Source organism: Ruminococcus sp., assembly GCF_017650195.1.
GTDB lineage: Bacteria > Bacillota > Clostridia > Oscillospirales > Ruminococcaceae > Ruminococcus.
The window spans coordinates 1-18,636 of sequence record NZ_JAGCFH010000294.1 but is presented as its reverse complement, the minus strand read 5'-3'; the positions used below and the strand labels follow the sequence as shown (position 1 = coordinate 18,636).

Here is an 18,636-nt window from a genome sequence, read left to right as displayed (position 1 = left end):
CTTGAACGCGACGGTATACTCGAAATGGCTGAGGTGCCTCATGCACAGAAGGTACTCAAGGCAGCGGCTCTTACCTATGTTGCAGGTCTTGTATCTTCTCTCCTCCAGCTTCTCAGACTTCTCCTTTCAGTAAGAAGAAGATAATGACAGACCCTCGGTATCTTGCTGTAAAGCTACTCGACAAGACATTCGTCAGCGACAGCTATTCCAATTTGCAGCTGGACAGCGGTCTGAAGAACTCAGACCTTGACGAAAGGGGAAGGAAGCTGAGCTCGGCTGTATACTACGGCGTTATCGAGCGCAGAATCACCCTTGACTATATAATCAGCGGACTCAGTTCACGTCCTATAGACAGGCTGGACAGCATAGTCCTCAATATACTGCGTTGCGGCGTGTATCAGATAATGTACATGGACAGTGTGCCTGACAGTGCTGCAGTAAACGAGAGCGTAGCACTTGCGAAGAAATTCCGCAAGACAAGCGCCTCGGGAATGGTGAATGCAGTCCTGCGCAACTTTATCCGCAGCGGAAAGGAGCTTAAGCTCCCAAAGGACAGTACAATGGCTGCTTCTGTGAAGTATTCGGCACCTGAGGAGCTTGTAAAAAGCCTTACTGAGGATTACGGCAGCGAGACTGCGGAGAGATTCCTTTCAGCTTCTCTTGAAAAATCTGTCACATATCTACGGCTCAATACGATTATATGTACAGAAGAGGAATTTCTTTCGGCTCTTGGCGGAATTGAAGCTGAAAAGCTCAGCGATAGCTGCTTTGCAGTGCAGAGCGGAGATGTCACCGCGACAGATGCCTTTAAAAAGGGCTTTTTTCACGTTCAGGGACTTGCTTCGCAGCTGTGCTGTCAGGCTCTGGCTCCCTCTGAGCAGGACAGAGTCCTTGATATATGCGCGGCTCCTGGAGGCAAGACCTTCACTATGGCGGAGCTCATGAACGACAGGGGCGAGATATACGCCTTCGACCTTCACGAAAAGCGTGCGGAGCTCATACGGAAGGGCGCTGAGAGACTTGGCCTTACCAATATAAGGGCAGCGGCAGGAGACGCTTCAAAATTCAATGCTGAACTTCCCAAGTTCAGCAAGATACTCTGCGATGTCCCATGTTCGGGACTGGGAGTCATTGGCAGCAAGCCGGAGATAAAGTACAAGAGCTTTTTGGACTTTGCGGGACTCCCGGATATACAATATAAAATAGTGAGCAACGCGCTCAGTTATCTTGAAGCCGGCGGTACTCTCGTCTATTCTACCTGTACGGTGAGGAAAGCCGAGAACGAGGAGGTCTGTGAAAGGCTTCTCCGGGAACATACCGAAATAGAAGCGGTTGAGCTGCCGGATATGCTCGGTCGAAGATTCGGAACTATGGCAACTCTTATGCCGCCTGAATACGGCAGCGGCTTTTTTATTTCCAAATTCAGAAAAGTAAGGTGATATATTGGAAAAGACCGATATCCTCAGTCTTGATCTGGCAGAACTGGAAGATATCCTCGCTGGTCTCGGTGAAAAGAAATTCCGTGCTAAACAGGTATTTCAGTGGCTACATGTGAAAAGAGTCCTTGATTTCGACAAAATGACTGATATATCTATCCAATTGCGCAGTACTCTGAAAGAAAAATTTTGTATAAATGGACTATTTATGCAGAAAAAGCTTGAATCTGCTATAGATAATACGGTAAAATATCTTTATAGGCTTTCTGACGGCAATTTTGTGGAGACTGTCCTTATGGAATACAGCTACGGATACAGTATCTGTGTTTCAACTCAGGTGGGTTGCAAAATGGGCTGTAATTTCTGTGCCTCTGCCATCGCAGGGTACGTAAGGAGCCTTGCTCCCTCGGAGATACTGCTTCAGATCTACGAGACGGAGCGCGATTCGGGTAAAAAGGTCTCGGGAGTTGTGCTCATGGGTATCGGCGAACCTCTTGACAACTTTGAAAATGTCATGAAGTTCCTCAGCCTGCTGTCCCACAAGGATGGAAACGATATGAGCCTTCGCCATGTATCTCTTTCAACCTGCGGCATAGTACCGCGTATCTACGAGCTGGCTGATAAAAAGTTACAGCTAACCCTTTCAGTTTCGCTCCACTGTGCGGACAACGAGGGCAGGAGCGCTATTATGCCTGTAAACAGAAAATACGATCTCAGCAGCCTTATTGAGGCTTGTAGATACTATATTGATACTACGGGACGGCGTGTCACCTTTGAGTACGCCGTTATCGACGATGTGAATTCGTCCGCGGCAGATGCCGATAAGCTTGCGAAGCTGCTTCGCGGTATGAACTGCCATGTTAACCTTATCCCCGTTAATAAGGTTAGGGAACGAAATTATCACACAGCCCGCTCAGGAGTTGCCGAATTCGCAAGGCAGCTGGGCAGGCGGGGGATAAACGCTACCGTGAGAAGAACTCTCGGTAGTGATATCGAAGCGGCGTGCGGTCAGTTGAGACGAGACGCCGATAAACAAAGCAAACAGAATGGGGGTGCGGATACTTGAGGTTTCGCTACGGCACGGATATCGGTCTTGCCCGGGAGGAAAACCAGGACGCGGTAAGATGCGAATATTTCGGCCATAATGTACTTGCCGTCGTATGCGACGGTATGGGCGGCGAACGCGCAGGCAAGGAAGCGGGAGAGCTTGCTGTGGAGGAATTCTTTCAGCGCTTCTCGGCTGACTACAAGGAAAGCCTGAATGACGAGGATATCCGCAAGCTCCTTATCTCCTCAGTCTCGGCAGCAAATTCCGTGATATATACGCGGGCAAGGTTCGATTTCAAGAACTTCGGCATGGGTACGACCTGTGTTGCTGCCTTCGTCACCAACAAAACAGCCTTCATTGCCAACGTCGGCGACAGCAGAGCCTATCTGATAACCGACACCGGCTTATATAAGATCACTACCGATCATAACGTAGCCTCGGTGCTCTTTGAACAGGGTAAGATAACCGAGGAGGAAATGGAGGTACACCCTCAGAAGCATATGCTCGTAAGAGCGGTAGGCGTTGAAAAAACAGTGCTTACTGACACGTTTATGCTCGATTATGAGGACAAGATCAGTCTGCTGCTGTGCTCGGACGGCCTTTCGGGCTATTGCAGCGACGATGAAATATACAATGTCATACTTAATTCCGATTTTGATGACGTTGCAGACGAACTTATCAAATTATCGCTCTCCAAGGGCGGCCGTGACAATGTTACCGTCGCGGTGATTTCTGACTAATGCAGGAGGAAAGGAAATGGACAAGAATATTGGCAAGAAGCTCGACGGAAGGTATGAAATAACAGAGCTTATCGGCGTCGGCGGTATGGCAGAGGTATATAAAGGCGTTGACGTTATCGACAACAAAACAATCGCTATCAAGATACTGAAAAAGGAATTTGCTGAGAACGAAGAGTTCCTCCGTCGTTTCAGGAACGAGTCAAAGGCGATCGCAGTGCTCTCTCATCCTAATATCGTTAAGATATACGACGTAGGCTTCTCCGAGAAGATACAGTATATCGTTATGGAATATATCGACGGTATTACGCTGAAGGAGTACATTGAGGAGGAAAAGGTCCTTACATGGAAGGATACGGTACACTTTGTTATACAGATACTCCGAGCCCTCCAGCATGCTCATGACAAGGGCATAGTTCATCGCGATATCAAGCCTCAGAACATCATGATGTTCACCGATGGCACTATCAAGGTCATGGACTTCGGTATTGCAAAGTTCGCACGTGAGGAAGGAAAGACAGCTACCGATCAGGCCATCGGAAGCGTTCACTATATAAGCCCCGAGCAGGCAAGCGGAAACGTTACTGATGCCAAGAGTGATATCTACTCGGTAGGAGCAATGATGTACGAGATGCTTACCGGCAGAAAGCCATTCGACAGTGATAATCCCGTTGCTATCGCAGTTATGCACATGCATGATATCCCGGAGCGTCCGAGGGCTATCAATCCCGATATTCCCGACGGCCTTGAGGAGATAGTGCTCAGAGCTATGGAAAAGGCTCCCGAGGATAGATACCAGACTACTGCCGAGATGATAAGCGATATCGAAGCCTTCAAGGCAGACCCACATATATCCTTCGGTTACTATGCCGAGGAGGACGAGGAGCCTGAGGATATCCTTGACAGCAATGCAGGTACAGAGGTACAGTCCGAGAGCAGACAGGAGGTTGCCAATGCCTACGCCTCAAAGGCTAAGGCTCCGGCAGTTGCTGCTGCACTGGCAGGAAGCGCCAGCGGAGCAGGCAGAGCAGGCGGTGGATATTCTTCCGGCGGCTCAGTATCCCAGAGGTATAACGACGCTTATACGGACAATTACAATAATTATAACGCTGATGACGACGACGATGACGAGGAAGAAGAGCGTTCATCACTGGTAATACCAGTGCTTTCTGCAATAGTGGTGGTAGTTATCATCGTTGCTGTAATATTTGTAGTATCGCTTCTCATACCTTATATTTCAAACGTTTCTGGCAAGAATGTAAAGAAGATGCCCGAGCTCGTAGGTATTGATTACAATATAGCATGTCAGAAGTATGGCGAAGACATCAATATAGAGGTTAGCGGAACAGAGTACAACGAGGCTGACGAGGGCGTTATCATCAAGCAGAGTATCGCCAAGGACGAACCTTTCAAGACCCATGATGTATGCAAGGTCGTTGTAAGTAAGGGTATGCAGACTGTTGAGGTGCCGAAGCTAAGGGATTTCAATGCGGACCTTGCCAAGATGCAGCTTACCGAAAGAGGTCTTGAGGCTGAGATAAGAAAGACCTCCGACGCTGAGGTAAAGCCTAATTACGTTATCAAGACATCTCCCGAGGAGGGTGAAGAGGTCCCCAAGGGCTCAAAGGTAATACTTTATGTAAGCATGGGACCAAACGCCGAGCCTATAAAAATGGAATACTATGTAGGTATGACTGCTAAGGACGCAGCTGTCAAGGCAGGATTTCAGAACCTGAAAGTAAAAACAGAGAGAGAGCCATCCTACGAGAAGGAGGGTATCGTTGTACGTCAGGAGCCTGAAAAGGATACAGTTATAGCAGCAGGCGACGAGATCATACTCTATGTCAGCGACGGTACTATCCCTGACGGAAGCGTAGACTTCTCACTTAGCTTCCCAGCAGACGCAAGGGGAACATTCAGCGTAGATATCGTTCTTAAGGACGAAAAGGGCAAGACCTCGGTTGAATCACTTGGTACTGTTCTCTGTCCTGAGTGGCCTAGTCTTTCAAGAAACATCAAGGGTTCAGGCAAGAATGTTAAGGCTGAGGCATACCTTACAAATAACGCAAACACAATTAGAGCTCACTTAGGTACGTATACTTTTGACTTTGCAAGCGGAAGGTATACAACTGATTCCGAGGATATCTTCGGTGCCCTCACTCAGGTAAACGGCTTTGCTCAGACAACAACAGTGGCCACTACAGTTTCTGTGGAAACAACAACGACGCAGGCTTATGTAACAGAGCCTTCTACAGAAGAGAGGATACCTGGACAGAACGGTGAATACAGGACACCTGATGCATGGACTCCTTATGAGCCCGGTACTAATGGTTCATGGGTAACAAAGGATAACGGCATGACTGTTTGGGAGTGGTTCGACTAATAATGGCAGATAAATTCTGCGGAATAATAATAAAATGCTTAGGGGGACTCTACAGTGTAGAGTCCCCTGACGGTATATATGAGTGCAAAGCGAGGGGAGTTTTCCGCAACAGAGGGATAAGCCCCTGCGTCGGCGACAGGGTAACGGTGGAAAACGGAGTTATAGCCGATATAGCCGAACGCAAAAACTGTATAATCAGACCTCCTCTTGCAAACCTTGACCAGCTCATATTTATAGTGTCTACCTGTGAACCTGCCCCGAATTACCTTATACTTGACAAGTTCATAGCCATAGCTGAGTACAAGGGAATAACTCCAGTGGTGGTCATCACTAAGACTGATCTTGGCGACAGCCGGCCTATACACGAGATATATAGAGGTATTGGCATAGATGTGGCAGAGGTCAGCTATGATGACGAGAGCTCTGTGGAAGCTGTCAGGGAACTGCTTCGGGGACAAATAAGTGCCTTTACGGGAAATTCCGGAGCCGGAAAGTCCACTCTTCTCAACGCTGTCGATCCTACACTGAATATAGCCACAGGAGAGATAAGCCGCAAGCTGGGCAGAGGAAGGCATACCACGCGTCACGCGGAGCTGTACAAGCTCAGCGGAGGCGGATATATAGCGGATACACCCGGATTTTCCACCTTTGATACCAACCGGTATGATATCATACGTAAGGAGGAGCTTGCAGGCTGTTTCCGGGAGTTTGAAGGACTTACGGAGGAGTGCCGTTTTAGAGACTGCGCCCACATATGCGAGAAGGGGTGTGCGGTAGTTGCGGCAGTGGAGAGAGGAGAAATATCCCGCAGCCGTCACGAAAGCTACAAGACCATGTACGAGGAAGCAAAACAGCTGAAGGAGTGGGAACTGAAATGAAGAAATGTGCAATAATAGCCGGCGGAGATATGCCTGACAGGGAGCCATATAATACTAAAGGCTACTGGGACGGCTTCGGCTGTATAATATGCGCTGACAGCGGCTTGTATAATGCAAGGAGATTCGGTATAAAGCCGGATATCGTTACAGGTGATTTCGACTCTTTTACCGAAAAGCTTCCTGACGATGCCGAGGTTATAGCAAGTATACCCGAAAAGGATGATACTGATACTCTTATGGCGGTAAAGAAGGCAATAGAGCTCGGCTTCAAGAATATCGAGCTTTACGGAGCTCTGGGTGGGAAGCGCTTTGAGCACTCCATAGCCAATATACAGACAATGATATATGCTCTGCAGCAGGGCTGTGACCTGAAGATACTCGGAGACAGTGTGCTTACGGTGCAGAGCCCGGATGACGGCGATGTTACATACAAGAGTGGCGGCAAGAGTATTTATATATCGGTGTTTGCACTTTCGGAATCCATAGGTATAGACTATCTCCGCGGCGTTAAATACCCCCTTGAGGATTATCTTATGGTTCAGTCCTTCCCCATAGGAGTAAGCAATGAAATAGTGGGTGAAAAGGCTTCACTGCGCATAAATCACGGCCTTGCGCTGATAATTCTCACCGATAAAGAGTAACAAAAACGCCTTTGATGAATATAATGGAGTATATCATCAAAGGAGGGAGTACATATTGAAGATAGTAGTCATAAAAAGCCCAAGATTCATATCAGGATTGCTGAGAGTGATATTTGGCATAAAAAAGGAAGAGCAGTAGCATAACGGAAAAGCCATAAAGGAGTGAGTCGACAGACCTGTCAAAATCTGACTCACATTCACTCCTTTATGGCTTTCTAATTCGATATAAGCCAGCTCGACCGCTTGCTACGTTTCACTCGTAAACCCACTAACTATTAAAAAAGTCGATAATTGTACATCGCTTACAGCAACAGAATGTAAAGAGAGTGGAGAATTGAGAATGGAGGAAGGCGTCACCGACGGCCTGATTCATAGGGGCTTTGCCCCGAATCGAGCACGCAAAAAAAACGGGCGGAACTGCGCCGCCCGTCAGATATTATGCTATTTTTTTCTGCTGAAGAACTGTCCAACTTCTTCGCTGCTGGCAAGCATGAAGAATATTACCCATGAGAGTATGAGCGGAACAGCATAGAACACTATTTTCAGCACACTGTTTCCGTCATGTTGTGGTATCATCATTATACCAGGCACTATCTGGATTATACCGAAAAGCAGCATGATAACCGATGTGAGAGTTTTCAGACCACCGATACCGGCTATGAGGGCAAGTGACAGTACACCTACTATAGCAGCGATATAGATAGAAGAGTTCTCAACTACAGCCTTTATACCGCCAAGCTCTCCCTTGTATGGGAATGAGGCTGCTCCCGAATAGAAAATATAGAACATAGCGGCTGCTATAACGCCGAGCACAGCAAGCACTAATACGATATGGAAGCCTTTTTCAGCCTGCTGCTGACGAGCCTGTTCCTTGAGTTCCAGCATCATTCTGCGGCTTGCTTCAGAATCCTTCTGATCAGATACGAGTTGTGAGGACACCGCTTTTTTTGAAGCCTCAGCCTTGGCTCTTTCAAGGTCTTCGTCTACGTATTTAGGCTTATACTTTGGCGGCTCCGGTTCGTCATCCAGTATAGGAGCGGCTATGGGAGCCTCAGGCTGCTTTTGCTCCTCCTTCTTCGAAGGAGGAGTATAGTTATCCTCGTCGAGTATAGGAGCTTTTATATCCTCCGCAGGTGCTACAGCGCCAAGCTGAGTCCTCCTCATGTCGATGATCTGCTGCTGCTTGTCGGCAGGGAGCGCGTCGAACCGCGCTTTGAGATCGGGAGTTAAACCGTTTATTATGTCCTCGTCTGTGAGAACGAGCTTTTCGTGGATATAAGGAGCACTGTTGTCTAGAACAGGAGCTGATACTCCAGTAGGATCGCCCTTTCTGGCAGCTGTTTCGGTGTACTGCATTCCGTCGTCGAGTACGGGAGCTGATACTCCCGTGGGAGCACCCTTTTTCTCAGAGCCCTGACTGTAGGAGCTCATATCGTCGAGCACTGGTGCCGAAACACCTGTGGGACCGTCCTTTCTTGCGGAAGGAGCGGTATATCCGAAGTCGTCAAGAACAGGGGCAGATACGCCCTGGGGAGCGCCCTTTCTGGCATTATCGGGCGTATAGTCTATTTCTTCCGGGATACCGCCTGCAGGGTTCTTTTCATCATACATAATAAACACCTCGGTTAATGAATTTTTACGGGAATATAATTTTTTCAGTTGAAGACAGTCGCTTGCGCAATTGACATGGACGTGAAAAATGTTATTTACCCAGTTTTATAAAGTCGGAAAGAGTTATATCTGATTCGTTTGATACAACTGCGTAGTATGCCAGTACTGTGGAAGCGTCCACCGCGTCAACTGTTCCGCTGCGGTCAACGTCCGCATATAATGACTGAGTTGAGCTGAATGAGCTGTAATTTCCTGTGGAAAGGCGTGCGTACTCCGCAAGAATGAGTGATGCGTCCACTGCGTCTATAAGTTTGTCGCCGTTTACGTCACCGGGGCAGTACTCCGGAGTCTTGTAGGCTTCATTGGATATGGGGTAATCAGCAGCGAAACTCTCCGAGTTGTAGTCAGGGAAGGTTTTCTGGTTATCGTTCGTCGCCTTGTGCATGAGTCTCGGTGCAGCGGAATCAAAGTCAGAGCTGCCTTTTAGGAAGTAGTAGAAGGATTTGCCTCCGAACTTCATGTCCCATGTAGGATCAAGGTAATAGTACAGTCCGTCGAGCTTTACTATCAGCCATACATGATTTCCCTTTTCAATACTGTTTGTTATATCGTAGGTCTTGCCAGCTATTATCCGGCAGGGAATACCGCAGTCGTTGTATATACGGTAGAGCAGCTGAGTGACTCCCTGACATACGGCGCTTTTTCTTATAAGCGCGCTGTAGGCGGTGAAGGCATAGTCGTCCTCCTCGTCCTCGGAATACTGTACTGTTGAAGTGATGTACTGATAGATGCTGCGTATCTTGTTGTAGTCGCCAGTGATACTGCTGAAATTATTTTCGGACATAACTTCTTCCAGCTTTTTTGTCAGGGTGGCTTCCTCCTCAAGGGTGGTATAGTAGGTAAAACTGTACTTCATGACAAGCTTCCCGTCAAGCTTGGATAAGCTGCATTTGAAGCCGTGTACTGAGAATCTCAGGTAGTCGCCATCGGTTCCGCTGCCGGTCTCGCCGAAGGCATCGTACACCAATTGAAAGCCTTTTTCCTTCTGATCCTCGCCGTTATCCGGAAGTTCTATTGTAAATTCTTCGGAATGATCTTTCAGTGACTGTCTTATTATCTGTGCTGCTTCACTGTCCGAGGAGCATACATACTCCTTCACATCATCAGATACGGACGATTGTTCAGCGGCCACGTATAGTGGTGCCGGAGCTGCGAAAGCAAGCACGGCAGCCGACAGCAGAGCAGCTGTTTTTATAGTGAATTTCACATTAAGACCTCCTTTTGTATAAAGAGCTTATTTTACAGAGTGCTCCTTTATACCTTCAGGAGCAACTCCTTCTTCTATTGTTGAAATATAAGCGTAGTATGAGAGTATACGGGAAGCATCAACTGCGTCTACAAAGCCGTTTTCGTCGATATCAGCGGCTTTCTTCTGAGCATCGGTGAAGCTTCCACTCTGCGTCTCACCAGAGAGCAGGGAGTACTCTCTGAGCACCAGTGAAGCGTCTACGGCATTTACCTCGCCGTCTATGTTCACGTCTCCATAGGTACATCTGATGTAGGCTGTGCGAGCCATTTCAGAATCCTGCATAGCCTCATCTATCGGGATATCAAAGAGCTGGAAGAGGTGGATATGGGTGAATTCATCGCTGCCGTCGCTTTCACTGTCAAGGTCTGCATAGCCCTTGAGGAAGAAGCGGTGCTGACTTCCGCCCATAAGATGATCCCATACGGGGTCGAGAAAATAATATTTATCGTCTATCTTCGCCATAACGAGGAGATGACAGCCGATACCGTCGTTAGAAAGGCTTGAGAGATTGGTAAGATACAGCATGGGCTGTACTCCTATTTCCTGAAGCAGTCTTATGAGGAAATGCACCTGTCCGGACTCGTTTGCCTTCTTCTTTATCACGGCGCTGTAGGCGGTGCAGTAGTCGCTGTCCATAAGGTCTTCGTGGATATCCATATTTGATACGACGATATCGTAAGCCCAGAGTATCCTGTCGTATATGTCAGAATCCTTCACAGCAATATATTCCGGAGTATCCTTGAGATTGTCGATTATCTCTGTGAGCTCCGCCTCTTCCTCGGGGGTGTTGTAGTATTCCACGTTATATTTGGCATATGCGCCCTCCGATGGATAAAGGCAGCCGCATGTGATGTTAGCTGTGAGTGAAAGGTACAGACCCTCAGTAGGGTCATCGGTTATAATGATGAGTTTTTCGCTGATACAGTCTGTTATGTCGTTATCTTCGTCTGCCGGTACCCAGTCAGTGACTAACAGGTCGAACTCGGTAACGTGTTGCTTTAGCTGAGCCTTTACGAATTCAGCCGCTTCGTCAACGCTGCCGAAGCGAGGAGTATTTTCGTTGACTTCGAGAGAGAAAGTGATATTTCCCTGACCGTCGTATACCACAGCCGATGTTTCTGCTGCTGTGTATGCCGGAGTTGCTGATGTTACACAAAGTACTGCCGCAGCTGCGGCTGTTGTGAGTTTTTTAGTGAATTTCATGGCCGACCTCCCAGTTATTGATAAAAATATCTTGTTTATAAGCAAACAGCCGCCGAAGCGGCTGAACGCATATTATTTACCTTTCAAGTATCTGTGCTCTGTCAGGACCTATGCCCACCATGCTTACGTGGCAGCCTACCAGCTCTTCAAGACGGGCTATATAGCTCTTGCAGTTTGCAGGGAGTTCGTCGAAGCTCCTACACTTGGATATATCCTCGGTAAAGCCCGGGAATTCCTCGTATATTGGCTCACAGCCCTCGAGCTCCTCCAGAGTTGGAGGAAATTCCTTTATAACACTGCCGTCGGGCTTCTTATAAGCCACGCACATTTTGAGAGTATCTATATTTGCGAGAGTATCCAGCTTGTTGATAGCGAGACTGTCAAGTCCGTTAACTCTTACGGAGTGACGTACTATGACTGCGTCGAACCAGCCTGTTCTTCTTGGTCTGCCTGTAGTAGTACCGAACTCGCCGCCTACATTTCTTATTTGATCGCCTGTTGCATCATCGAGCTCCGTCGGGAATGGACCCTTGCCTACACGGGTGGTATAAGCCTTTGCAACACCGATGATATTGGTTATTACCTTAGGACCTACGCCTGTGCCTACGCATACGCCTGCCGAGAGAGGATGCGAGGAGGTAACGTAGGGGTATGTACCGAAGTCGATATCGAGGAGAGTAGCCTGTGCGCCTTCGAACATTATGGTCTTGCCTGCCTTGTGAGCTTCAAATGTGAGCACCGAAACGTCATCCATGTATGGGAGAAGACGCTTGCCGTACTCTGTATACTCCTTTGTAACAGCGTCAAGGTCAAATGCCTCTCCGCCGTATACCTTAGTGATTATCTCGTTTTTGAGCCTTCCTGTGGACTGTATCTTCTCCGCCAGCACCTCGGGATGAACGAGATCATACATACGGATTCCGCAGCGCTCGTATTTATCCATATATGTAGGTCCTATGCCTCTTTTTGTAGTACCGATGTCCTTGCCGCCGCGGAAAGCCTCAGAGAGACCGTCAAGAGCGATATGCCAAGGCATTACGATCTGAGCACGGGGGTCGACTTTTAAGTGACCGAGAGTCTTTATACCTCTTGATTCAAGGTTATCAAGCTCGCCGATGAAGTCTTTGGGATCAAGAACGACACCTGCACCGATAAGGTTGAGGGCATTCGGGTAAAGGATACCCGAAGGTACAAGGTGGAGCTTATAGACCTCTCCGTTATTTACAACTGTGTGACCTGCGTTGTTTCCGCCCTGTGAACGGACTACAACATCTGCACGGGAAGCAAGGATATCTATGATCTTGCCTTTTCCTTCGTCTCCCCATTGAGTTCCGACTACAATATTTGCAGGCATTTGTTTTCCTCTTTTCATAATAATTATTTGTGCCGGCAGTACCTGTAACTGCCAAAATGCACACTTACAATCTATTATAACACACTCTGTGAAAAAATGCAACACTCACGTCAAATAAATCCGCGGCATAAAAAGGACGTCCCTGAAAGAAAGGGACGTCCTGCCGGAAGTGCGTTAATATAGAGCAGAGCCCTGCTCGACTGACATTTCAATGGTTGTGCCGTTGCTTACGGCGGTTATATCACCGTTGAAACAGGTGGCATAGGTGGTCGCTCCGGATTTTTTGAGAGCGTCCTGTACCTTGCCGGAGAATTCGCCTATGGAAGTGCATACCACCGCGCATTTAGGCTTTACAGCACTGAGAAAATCAGTGATATTGTCAAGCTTTCTGCCGTGATACGGGACTTTCAGCAGAGTGCATGTGCCGATGTCCATTATTTCGTCGAGGCGCTGCTCCATAGCGTCGCCGGTGAAGAGCAGGGTGTTCTTGTTGTGTACCACCTTTGTGACGAGGGAGAAGTCGTTCTCATCGTCTTCGCCGTAGAAGGTCTTTTTAGGTGCATAGACCGTATAGTCTATGCCGTCGAGAGTAAATGAGACGTCCTCGGTAAGCTTCATTGGCGTTATGGATTTTTCCGCAAGGGCGCTCTTGTATTTGTCGTATTCCTCCACTGTGCCGTCATAGTCGGGAGTAAGCACGTTTTTTACGTCAAAGCCTCTTATGAGCTTTGCAGCTCCGCCTACATGGTCCTTGTCAAAGTGGGTGATTATTAGGTAGTCTATAGTGTCAGCGTCGCTAGCCTCAAGCAGCTTGCTTATCTTCTTTCCGTCGCCCTTTTCGCCGCAGTCGATGACTACATTTGCAGTCTCGGACTGAAGCAGTATCGCATCAGCTTTTCCTACGTCGAAAAATGTTACCTTAAGCTCTCCGGCTTTTGCGGGTTCCTGCTTCTCATGGCAGGAGAATAATGATAAAGCCATAAAGAATGCCGAAAAGAGCAGGGCTGCTGTCTTTCTGTTTTTTTTCATGTTTCAGACTCCTTTCCCGTAGCGTAATGATCTGTGCCTTTATATTATCATTATATCACAAATTTCTTAAAAGTGTATTGAAAAATGAAAATTTCTTATATTTTTTTTCGTACCCTCTTTAGCAAATCCGTACTTGCATTATAATGTATAATATGATATAATAGTTTATTACAGGATTTTTGGAAGGCGAGGTTCTGCGAATTGAAGGACAATACCGCAGTTATAAGTGAAATAAACGGCTTATTGGGCAGCAATACCCGGCGAGCCTATGTCAGGAGCTTCGGCTGTCAGCTCAACGTCTCAGACGGCGAAAAGATACAGGGACTGCTGAAAAAAATGGGTTACTCCTTTACGGAGGACGAGCAGGAAGCCGACTTGATAATACTCAACACCTGTGCGGTTCGTGAGAACGCGGAGGATCGCGTTTACGGAATAGTGGGCAGCATGAAGAAGCTGAAGGAGCTTAAGCCTTCACTCATTATCGGCATAGCCGGCTGCATGACCGCTCAGAGCCATGTGGCTGAAAAAATAAAGAAGTCCTATCCGCAGGTGGATTTTGTAATGGGTACTTCGGCGATAAGCGCACTTCCCGAGTTGCTCCTTGATACCCTTAAGGGAGCAGGCTTCTCAGCGGATATAACTGAATATGACGATTTTTCTGAAGCGGTTGAGCAGGTGCGTGGCAGCAGTTTCAAGGCTTCTGTGCCTATAATGTTCGGCTGCAACAATTTCTGCACGTACTGCATAGTGCCTTATGTGCGCGGACGTGAGAGGAGCCGCCGTCCGGAGGATATTATTTCTGAGGTAAGACAGCTTGTCAGTGATGGCTATAAGGAGATAATGCTCCTCGGTCAGAACGTCAACTCCTACGGCAGGGACTTAGGCGGAGATATCAGCTTTCCGCAGCTCCTTCGTGAGCTTAACAGGATAGATGGTGATTTCTGGATACGTTTTATGTCTTCCCACCCCAAGGATGCTTCAAGGGAGCTGATAGACGCTATATTCGAATGTGAAAAAGTGGCAAAGCATCTGCATCTGCCGGTACAGAGCGGCAGCAGCGAGGTGCTTGCGCGAATGAACCGCCGGTACACCATAGAGGATTACCTTGAGATAGTGGACTATATCCGCAACAGAGATTCTGATTTTTCACTTACTACTGATCTTATAGTGGGCTTCCCCGATGAGACCGACGAGGATTTCAGAGCAACACTTGATGTTGTAAAAAATGTCCAATATGACAATCTTTATTCGTTTATATATTCGAAGCGCTCCGGTACCAAAGCGGCAGAAATGCCGGACAGCACCTCCGAGGAGGAAAAAGGCAGACGCATGAGAGAGCTGCTTGAGGTGCAGCGGGAGGTATCCACGGAGCACTATAAACGCTTCATCGGAAGGACTATGCGTGTACTTGCTGACGATGTATCAAAGAAAAAGGAGGGCTGGCTGACCGGAAAAAGCAGCGAGTTCATAATAGTAGAATTTGAAGGAGCAAGCTCCCTTATCGGGCAGTTCGTCGATGTCGAGATAACCGGCGCTATGAACTGGGCGGTAACGGGAAAAATAACAGAAAGGGATTCAGTAAAATGAAAAAAGCAATAACAGTTTTATGTCTTTCAGCCGCAGTATTGACAGGCTGTCAGGACACAACAAACAACGGAAACGAAAATAATGATGCCACAACAGCAGCAGTCACCACCACAGCAGAGAGCACAGCTGCGAATATCACAACAGAGGCTGTAACGACCACCACGGAGGCTGTGACTGCAACAGCTGACACGGAAACAGCTTCGGCTACTACACACGAGGCAGACGTGTCCGCAGGCGGTATACAGGATATGTACCCTGCTATATATCAGAGTTTTATAAAGTCAGAATTTGAAAGGGTAGCAGAAGAAAACAACGGTCTTGTAAGTATATGCTATGGCTTCCTCGATCTTGATGCAAACGGCATACCAGAGCTTATATTCCAGCGTGGCACCTGTGAGGCTGACTTTGCGATAAATGTATTCACTCTTGACAGCGAGGGAGAGATTAAGGATCTCGGTCTTATCGGAGGCGGTCACACCAGCTTTGCCTACGAAAAGGATACGGGGGATCTGGTAATGGCGTGGGGACACATGGGTGCAGGCAGCTTTGAATATATGAAAATGGAAGACGGCGTCCTGAAGAAATCAAAGGAGCCCTATTCGTTCAACTTTGATAATATCGACAGCTATGAGGACCTCTTCAACGAAAAGGGAATAGAGTATATAGAATTTGTAGATGTGTACCAGTCAGATTTTGAAGCAGGAGCTACCTCATGGTTCTATCACACGGACGGTACTGATGAGAAGATTAAAGGCGCCTACTTTGATTACTGTATCTGATTTTACTTGTGAAAACAGCATTTTTTACGGTTCGGGGCAGCAAGGCAAATGTCAGCCTGCCTCGGCCGTATAAATATGATATGACTAAAAATGATTTAAGGAGAAGAAAGAAATGGATATTATGGAAATGACAAGAGAGCTGGGAAAGGCTCTGCAGCAGGACGATAGGTTCATTGCGTATACGCTTGCAAAGCAGGCTAACGACGAGGACAAGGAGCTGCAGGAGGATATTGCTAGATTTGAGGATCTACGTATAAATCTTGGTACTGCAATGAGCGCCGAGGAGCCTGACTCTGACAGCATAAAGGAGCTGGATACAGAGCTTAAGGCTGTATATCAGAAGGTCATGAAGAATCCCAAGATGATAGTATATACCGGAGCACAGCAGGCTCTTGAAAAGCTGGTATCGAATATGCAGCAGATAATCAGTATGTGTGCGAACGGAGAGGATCCTGATACCTGTCAGATACCGGAATCCGGTTGCACGGGAAGCTGCGCGACCTGCGGCGGCTGTCACTGAAAAATCATGAGAACAAAAAACGTGGACTTTATTATAAATGCAAAGAGCTCTTAGCTGATATCCGAATGATGCTTTTGTACGTACCGGATGAGTTTATTCCGCCGCATCCAAAGAAATTTGTTCTGAAACAGTCGATGAAGGAACAGAATGAGAATTAGGTCATAGACGCCTTCTGTGAGGACACAGTCCGTGAGACTTCCGAAAAATTTGCGGTAAGGACGTCGTGGACCACGACAGCAGGATATAATGCTTCGTTTTTTATGTTCTTCGTTATATGTATCAGGTTCCTTGTGAAGTACATAAAAGATGGCAATACGGCAGTGATAATCATAAACTCTGCATTTATGGTATCTTTAGTTGCAGCTACTGTTTATGCAAATATTAAAAAGGGCACGGTAAGAGCCTGGATAAAAACGGCAGCAGCATATGCATCGGCGGCAGGAGATACGATTGCGGACAGATAGAAAGTGTATACGGCGCCCCGAGCAGAAATGTGGAGATATACTCCGGCGGCAGGCGTATAATAAAGGTCGGCATGAAGGACGATAATTGCAGCACACTGGTGAGATGGGCACGCAGGAACGGCATAAATACCGAGCTCGGCGATATGGCCCCGGAGCTTAAGAACTCAACGAAAATACTGCTGGCGGTCATCAGTATAGCAGTATTCGTCGGACAGCTGGCAATTACTATTATTTACGCGCTTAGTGCATAAGTTTGAAAGGAGTATCATACCAATGGAAATCGACAGAAGTAAAATATCCCCCATGATGCAGCAGTACTTCGAAGTCAAGGACAAGTACGAGGACTGCGTGCTGTTCTTTCGTCTCGGCGACTTCTACGAGATGTTCTTCGACGACGCAGTGGTCGTCTCAAAGGCTCTCGAGCTCACTCTGACGGGCAGGGACTGTGGGCTTGATGAGAGGGCTCCCATGTGCGGAGTACCTTATCATGCGGCGGATATGTACATAAAACGGCTCATAGATATGGGTTTTAAGGTGGCTGTCTGCGAGCAGCTCACCGATCCTGCCGAGACCAAGGGTATAGTAGTCAGGGACGTTATCCGCGTCGTTACTCCCGGTACTCTGACTGAGAGCAGTATGCTGGACGACGGGAAGAACAACTATATATGCAGTATATTTTACGACGAGGAGAACAAGACCTGCGGTGTAGCTTCCGCAGACCTTTCCACAGGCAAGGCTTCCCTCAGCTTCTTTGAGGGCAGGGATCTTGAAGCCGATGTTATCAACGAGCTTTCCCGCTGTCAGCCTGCGGAGATAATATTCCCTCAGAACTTCCTTTCTATGAAAACAGCGGCGGATTTCGTAAAGGTGCGGCTTAACTGCGCAGTTACTCTCCGTGATACGGTATGCTTTACCCCCTCTGCTCGCAGGGATATGGCTGCGGCAGTGTTTGGTGTTAATTCGGTGACGGAGCTCGGCATAAGCGAGGACGGGGCGGACTGTGCGGCAGTATGTGGACTTTTTGACTATATAAATGACACTCAGAAATCCTCGGTATCGAGATTTACTTCCATTGAGCTCCTCAGCGGTGAGCAGTTCATGGGCCTTGACCTCAATGCAAGGCGGAACCTTGAGCTCACAGAAACGCTCCGAAGCAAGGAGAAGAAGGGCTCCCTGCTGTGGGTTCTTGATTCCACAAAGACCTCAATGGGACGGAGACTCCTGAAAAGCTGGCTGGAGCAGCCCCTGAAAAGCCCTGCAAGGATAATCGAGCGCCTTGATGCTGTGGAAGCTCTCTACAGAAAAAGTGTTGTGCTTTCAGACCTTGAGGCTCTGCTTGACAGAGTATACGACCTTGAACGTCTTATGACAAAGGTCATGTACAAGAGTGCGAATCCAAGAGATCTGAAATCACTTTCTGCTACGGCGATGCAGCTTCCTCTGATAAAGCAGGAACTTGAAAAGCTCAGTGATTCAAAGCTTATTGTCCGTTACAACAGCGAGATATCTACCCTTGATGAGCTTGTGAACCTTGTCGAGAATGCCATTATTGACGAGCCGCCAATATCCGTAAAGGACGGCGGAGTAATAAAGGAGGGCTTCAATAAGGAGCTCGACGAGCTGAGACATATAATGAACAACGGCAGAGGCATTATCG

General features: G+C 47.7%; 18 protein-coding genes and 1 pseudogene. 14 read left to right on the top strand and 5 right to left on the bottom strand.

Features of this window, described 5'->3' with window-relative positions; genetic code table 11:
* From J6U00_RS13295 to spoVM, 8 genes are all read left to right on the top strand, one after another.
* The coding region (locus J6U00_RS13295) for a zinc metallopeptidase (protein ID WP_296582606.1) at positions 1-144 on the top strand (144 nt) is incomplete at its 5' end.
* Positions 144-1,439, top strand: a complete 1,296-nt coding sequence (gene rsmB / locus J6U00_RS13290; RefSeq protein WP_296582602.1) for a 16S rRNA (cytosine(967)-C(5))-methyltransferase RsmB — start codon at positions 144-146, stop codon at positions 1,437-1,439. The genes J6U00_RS13295 and rsmB, both read left to right, overlap by 1 nt.
* 1 nt (position 1,440) lies before the next feature.
* Complete coding sequence (gene rlmN / locus J6U00_RS13285) at positions 1,441-2,502, top strand: 23S rRNA (adenine(2503)-C(2))-methyltransferase RlmN (RefSeq protein ID WP_296582604.1); 1,062 nt, start codon at positions 1,441-1,443, stop codon at positions 2,500-2,502.
* Positions 2,499-3,224 (top strand): Stp1/IreP family PP2C-type Ser/Thr phosphatase, encoded by a 726-nt coding sequence (locus tag J6U00_RS13280; RefSeq protein WP_296582600.1) that lies wholly within the window; start codon positions 2,499-2,501, stop codon positions 3,222-3,224. The genes rlmN and J6U00_RS13280 overlap by 4 nt, the downstream gene beginning before the upstream one ends.
* Before the next feature lie 16 nt (positions 3,225-3,240).
* Complete coding sequence (gene pknB / locus J6U00_RS13275) at positions 3,241-5,604, top strand: Stk1 family PASTA domain-containing Ser/Thr kinase (protein ID WP_296582598.1); 2,364 nt, start codon at positions 3,241-3,243, stop codon at positions 5,602-5,604.
* Between the two features lie 2 nt (positions 5,605-5,606).
* On the top strand, positions 5,607-6,482 hold the full coding sequence (gene rsgA / locus J6U00_RS13270; RefSeq protein ID WP_296582596.1) for a ribosome small subunit-dependent GTPase A: 876 nt from the start codon (positions 5,607-5,609) through the stop codon (positions 6,480-6,482).
* Positions 6,479-7,123, top strand: coding sequence for a thiamine diphosphokinase (locus tag J6U00_RS13265; RefSeq protein ID WP_296582593.1), 645 nt, complete (start codon positions 6,479-6,481; stop codon positions 7,121-7,123). Before rsgA ends, J6U00_RS13265 begins: the two co-directional genes overlap by 4 nt.
* Before the next feature lie 55 nt (positions 7,124-7,178).
* Entirely contained in the window at positions 7,179-7,262 is an 84-nt protein-coding gene (gene spoVM, locus J6U00_RS15215; protein WP_363251239.1) for a stage V sporulation protein SpoVM, read from the top strand.
* Between the two features lie 302 nt (positions 7,263-7,564).
* Here spoVM and J6U00_RS13260 read toward each other — a convergent pair whose 3' ends face one another.
* From J6U00_RS13260 to J6U00_RS13240, 5 genes are all read right to left on the bottom strand, one after another.
* A complete protein-coding gene (locus J6U00_RS13260; RefSeq protein WP_296582591.1) occupies positions 7,565-8,734 on the bottom strand; it encodes a DUF308 domain-containing protein in 1,170 nt (389 codons plus the stop codon).
* Between the two features lie 91 nt (positions 8,735-8,825).
* Complete coding sequence (locus J6U00_RS13255; RefSeq protein ID WP_296582589.1) at positions 8,826-10,001, bottom strand: transglutaminase domain-containing protein; 1,176 nt, start codon at positions 9,999-10,001, stop codon at positions 8,826-8,828.
* Positions 10,002-10,028: 27 nt separating this feature from the next.
* Positions 10,029-11,246: a dockerin type I domain-containing protein gene (locus tag J6U00_RS13250; protein ID WP_296582587.1), complete on the bottom strand. Its 1,218-nt coding sequence runs from the start codon at positions 11,244-11,246 to the stop codon at positions 10,029-10,031.
* A 76-nt stretch (positions 11,247-11,322) separates the two neighbouring features.
* Positions 11,323-12,600, bottom strand: coding sequence for an adenylosuccinate synthase (locus J6U00_RS13245; RefSeq protein ID WP_296582586.1), 1,278 nt, complete (start codon positions 12,598-12,600; stop codon positions 11,323-11,325).
* A 174-nt stretch (positions 12,601-12,774) separates the two neighbouring features.
* Positions 12,775-13,629: an MBL fold metallo-hydrolase gene (locus tag J6U00_RS13240; protein WP_296582584.1), complete on the bottom strand. Its 855-nt coding sequence runs from the start codon at positions 13,627-13,629 to the stop codon at positions 12,775-12,777.
* Between the two features lie 201 nt (positions 13,630-13,830).
* Here J6U00_RS13240 and miaB point away from each other — a divergent pair, with 201 nt between their 5' ends.
* The 6 genes and pseudogenes from miaB to J6U00_RS13210 all read left to right on the top strand — a co-directional run.
* The gene (miaB, locus tag J6U00_RS13235; protein ID WP_296582582.1) at positions 13,831-15,216 is read left to right on the top strand and encodes a tRNA (N6-isopentenyl adenosine(37)-C2)-methylthiotransferase MiaB; all 1,386 of its coding nucleotides are present in this window, start codon (positions 13,831-13,833) and stop codon (positions 15,214-15,216) included.
* Positions 15,213-15,995, top strand: a complete 783-nt coding sequence (locus J6U00_RS13230) for a hypothetical protein (protein ID WP_296582580.1) — start codon at positions 15,213-15,215, stop codon at positions 15,993-15,995. Before miaB ends, J6U00_RS13230 begins: the two co-directional genes overlap by 4 nt.
* Before the next feature lie 112 nt (positions 15,996-16,107).
* On the top strand, positions 16,108-16,515 hold the full coding sequence (locus tag J6U00_RS13225) for a YlbF family regulator (RefSeq protein WP_296582578.1): 408 nt from the start codon (positions 16,108-16,110) through the stop codon (positions 16,513-16,515).
* Between the two features lie 290 nt (positions 16,516-16,805).
* Positions 16,806-16,979: a hypothetical protein gene (locus J6U00_RS13220; protein ID WP_296582576.1), complete on the top strand. Its 174-nt coding sequence runs from the start codon at positions 16,806-16,808 to the stop codon at positions 16,977-16,979.
* Between the two features lie 29 nt (positions 16,980-17,008).
* Positions 17,009-17,230, top strand: coding sequence for a hypothetical protein (locus J6U00_RS13215; RefSeq protein WP_296582574.1), 222 nt, complete (start codon positions 17,009-17,011; stop codon positions 17,228-17,230).
* 22 nt (positions 17,231-17,252) lie between these two features.
* Positions 17,253-18,636 (top strand): annotated as a pseudogene (locus J6U00_RS13210) (DNA mismatch repair protein MutS); the annotation flags it as partial.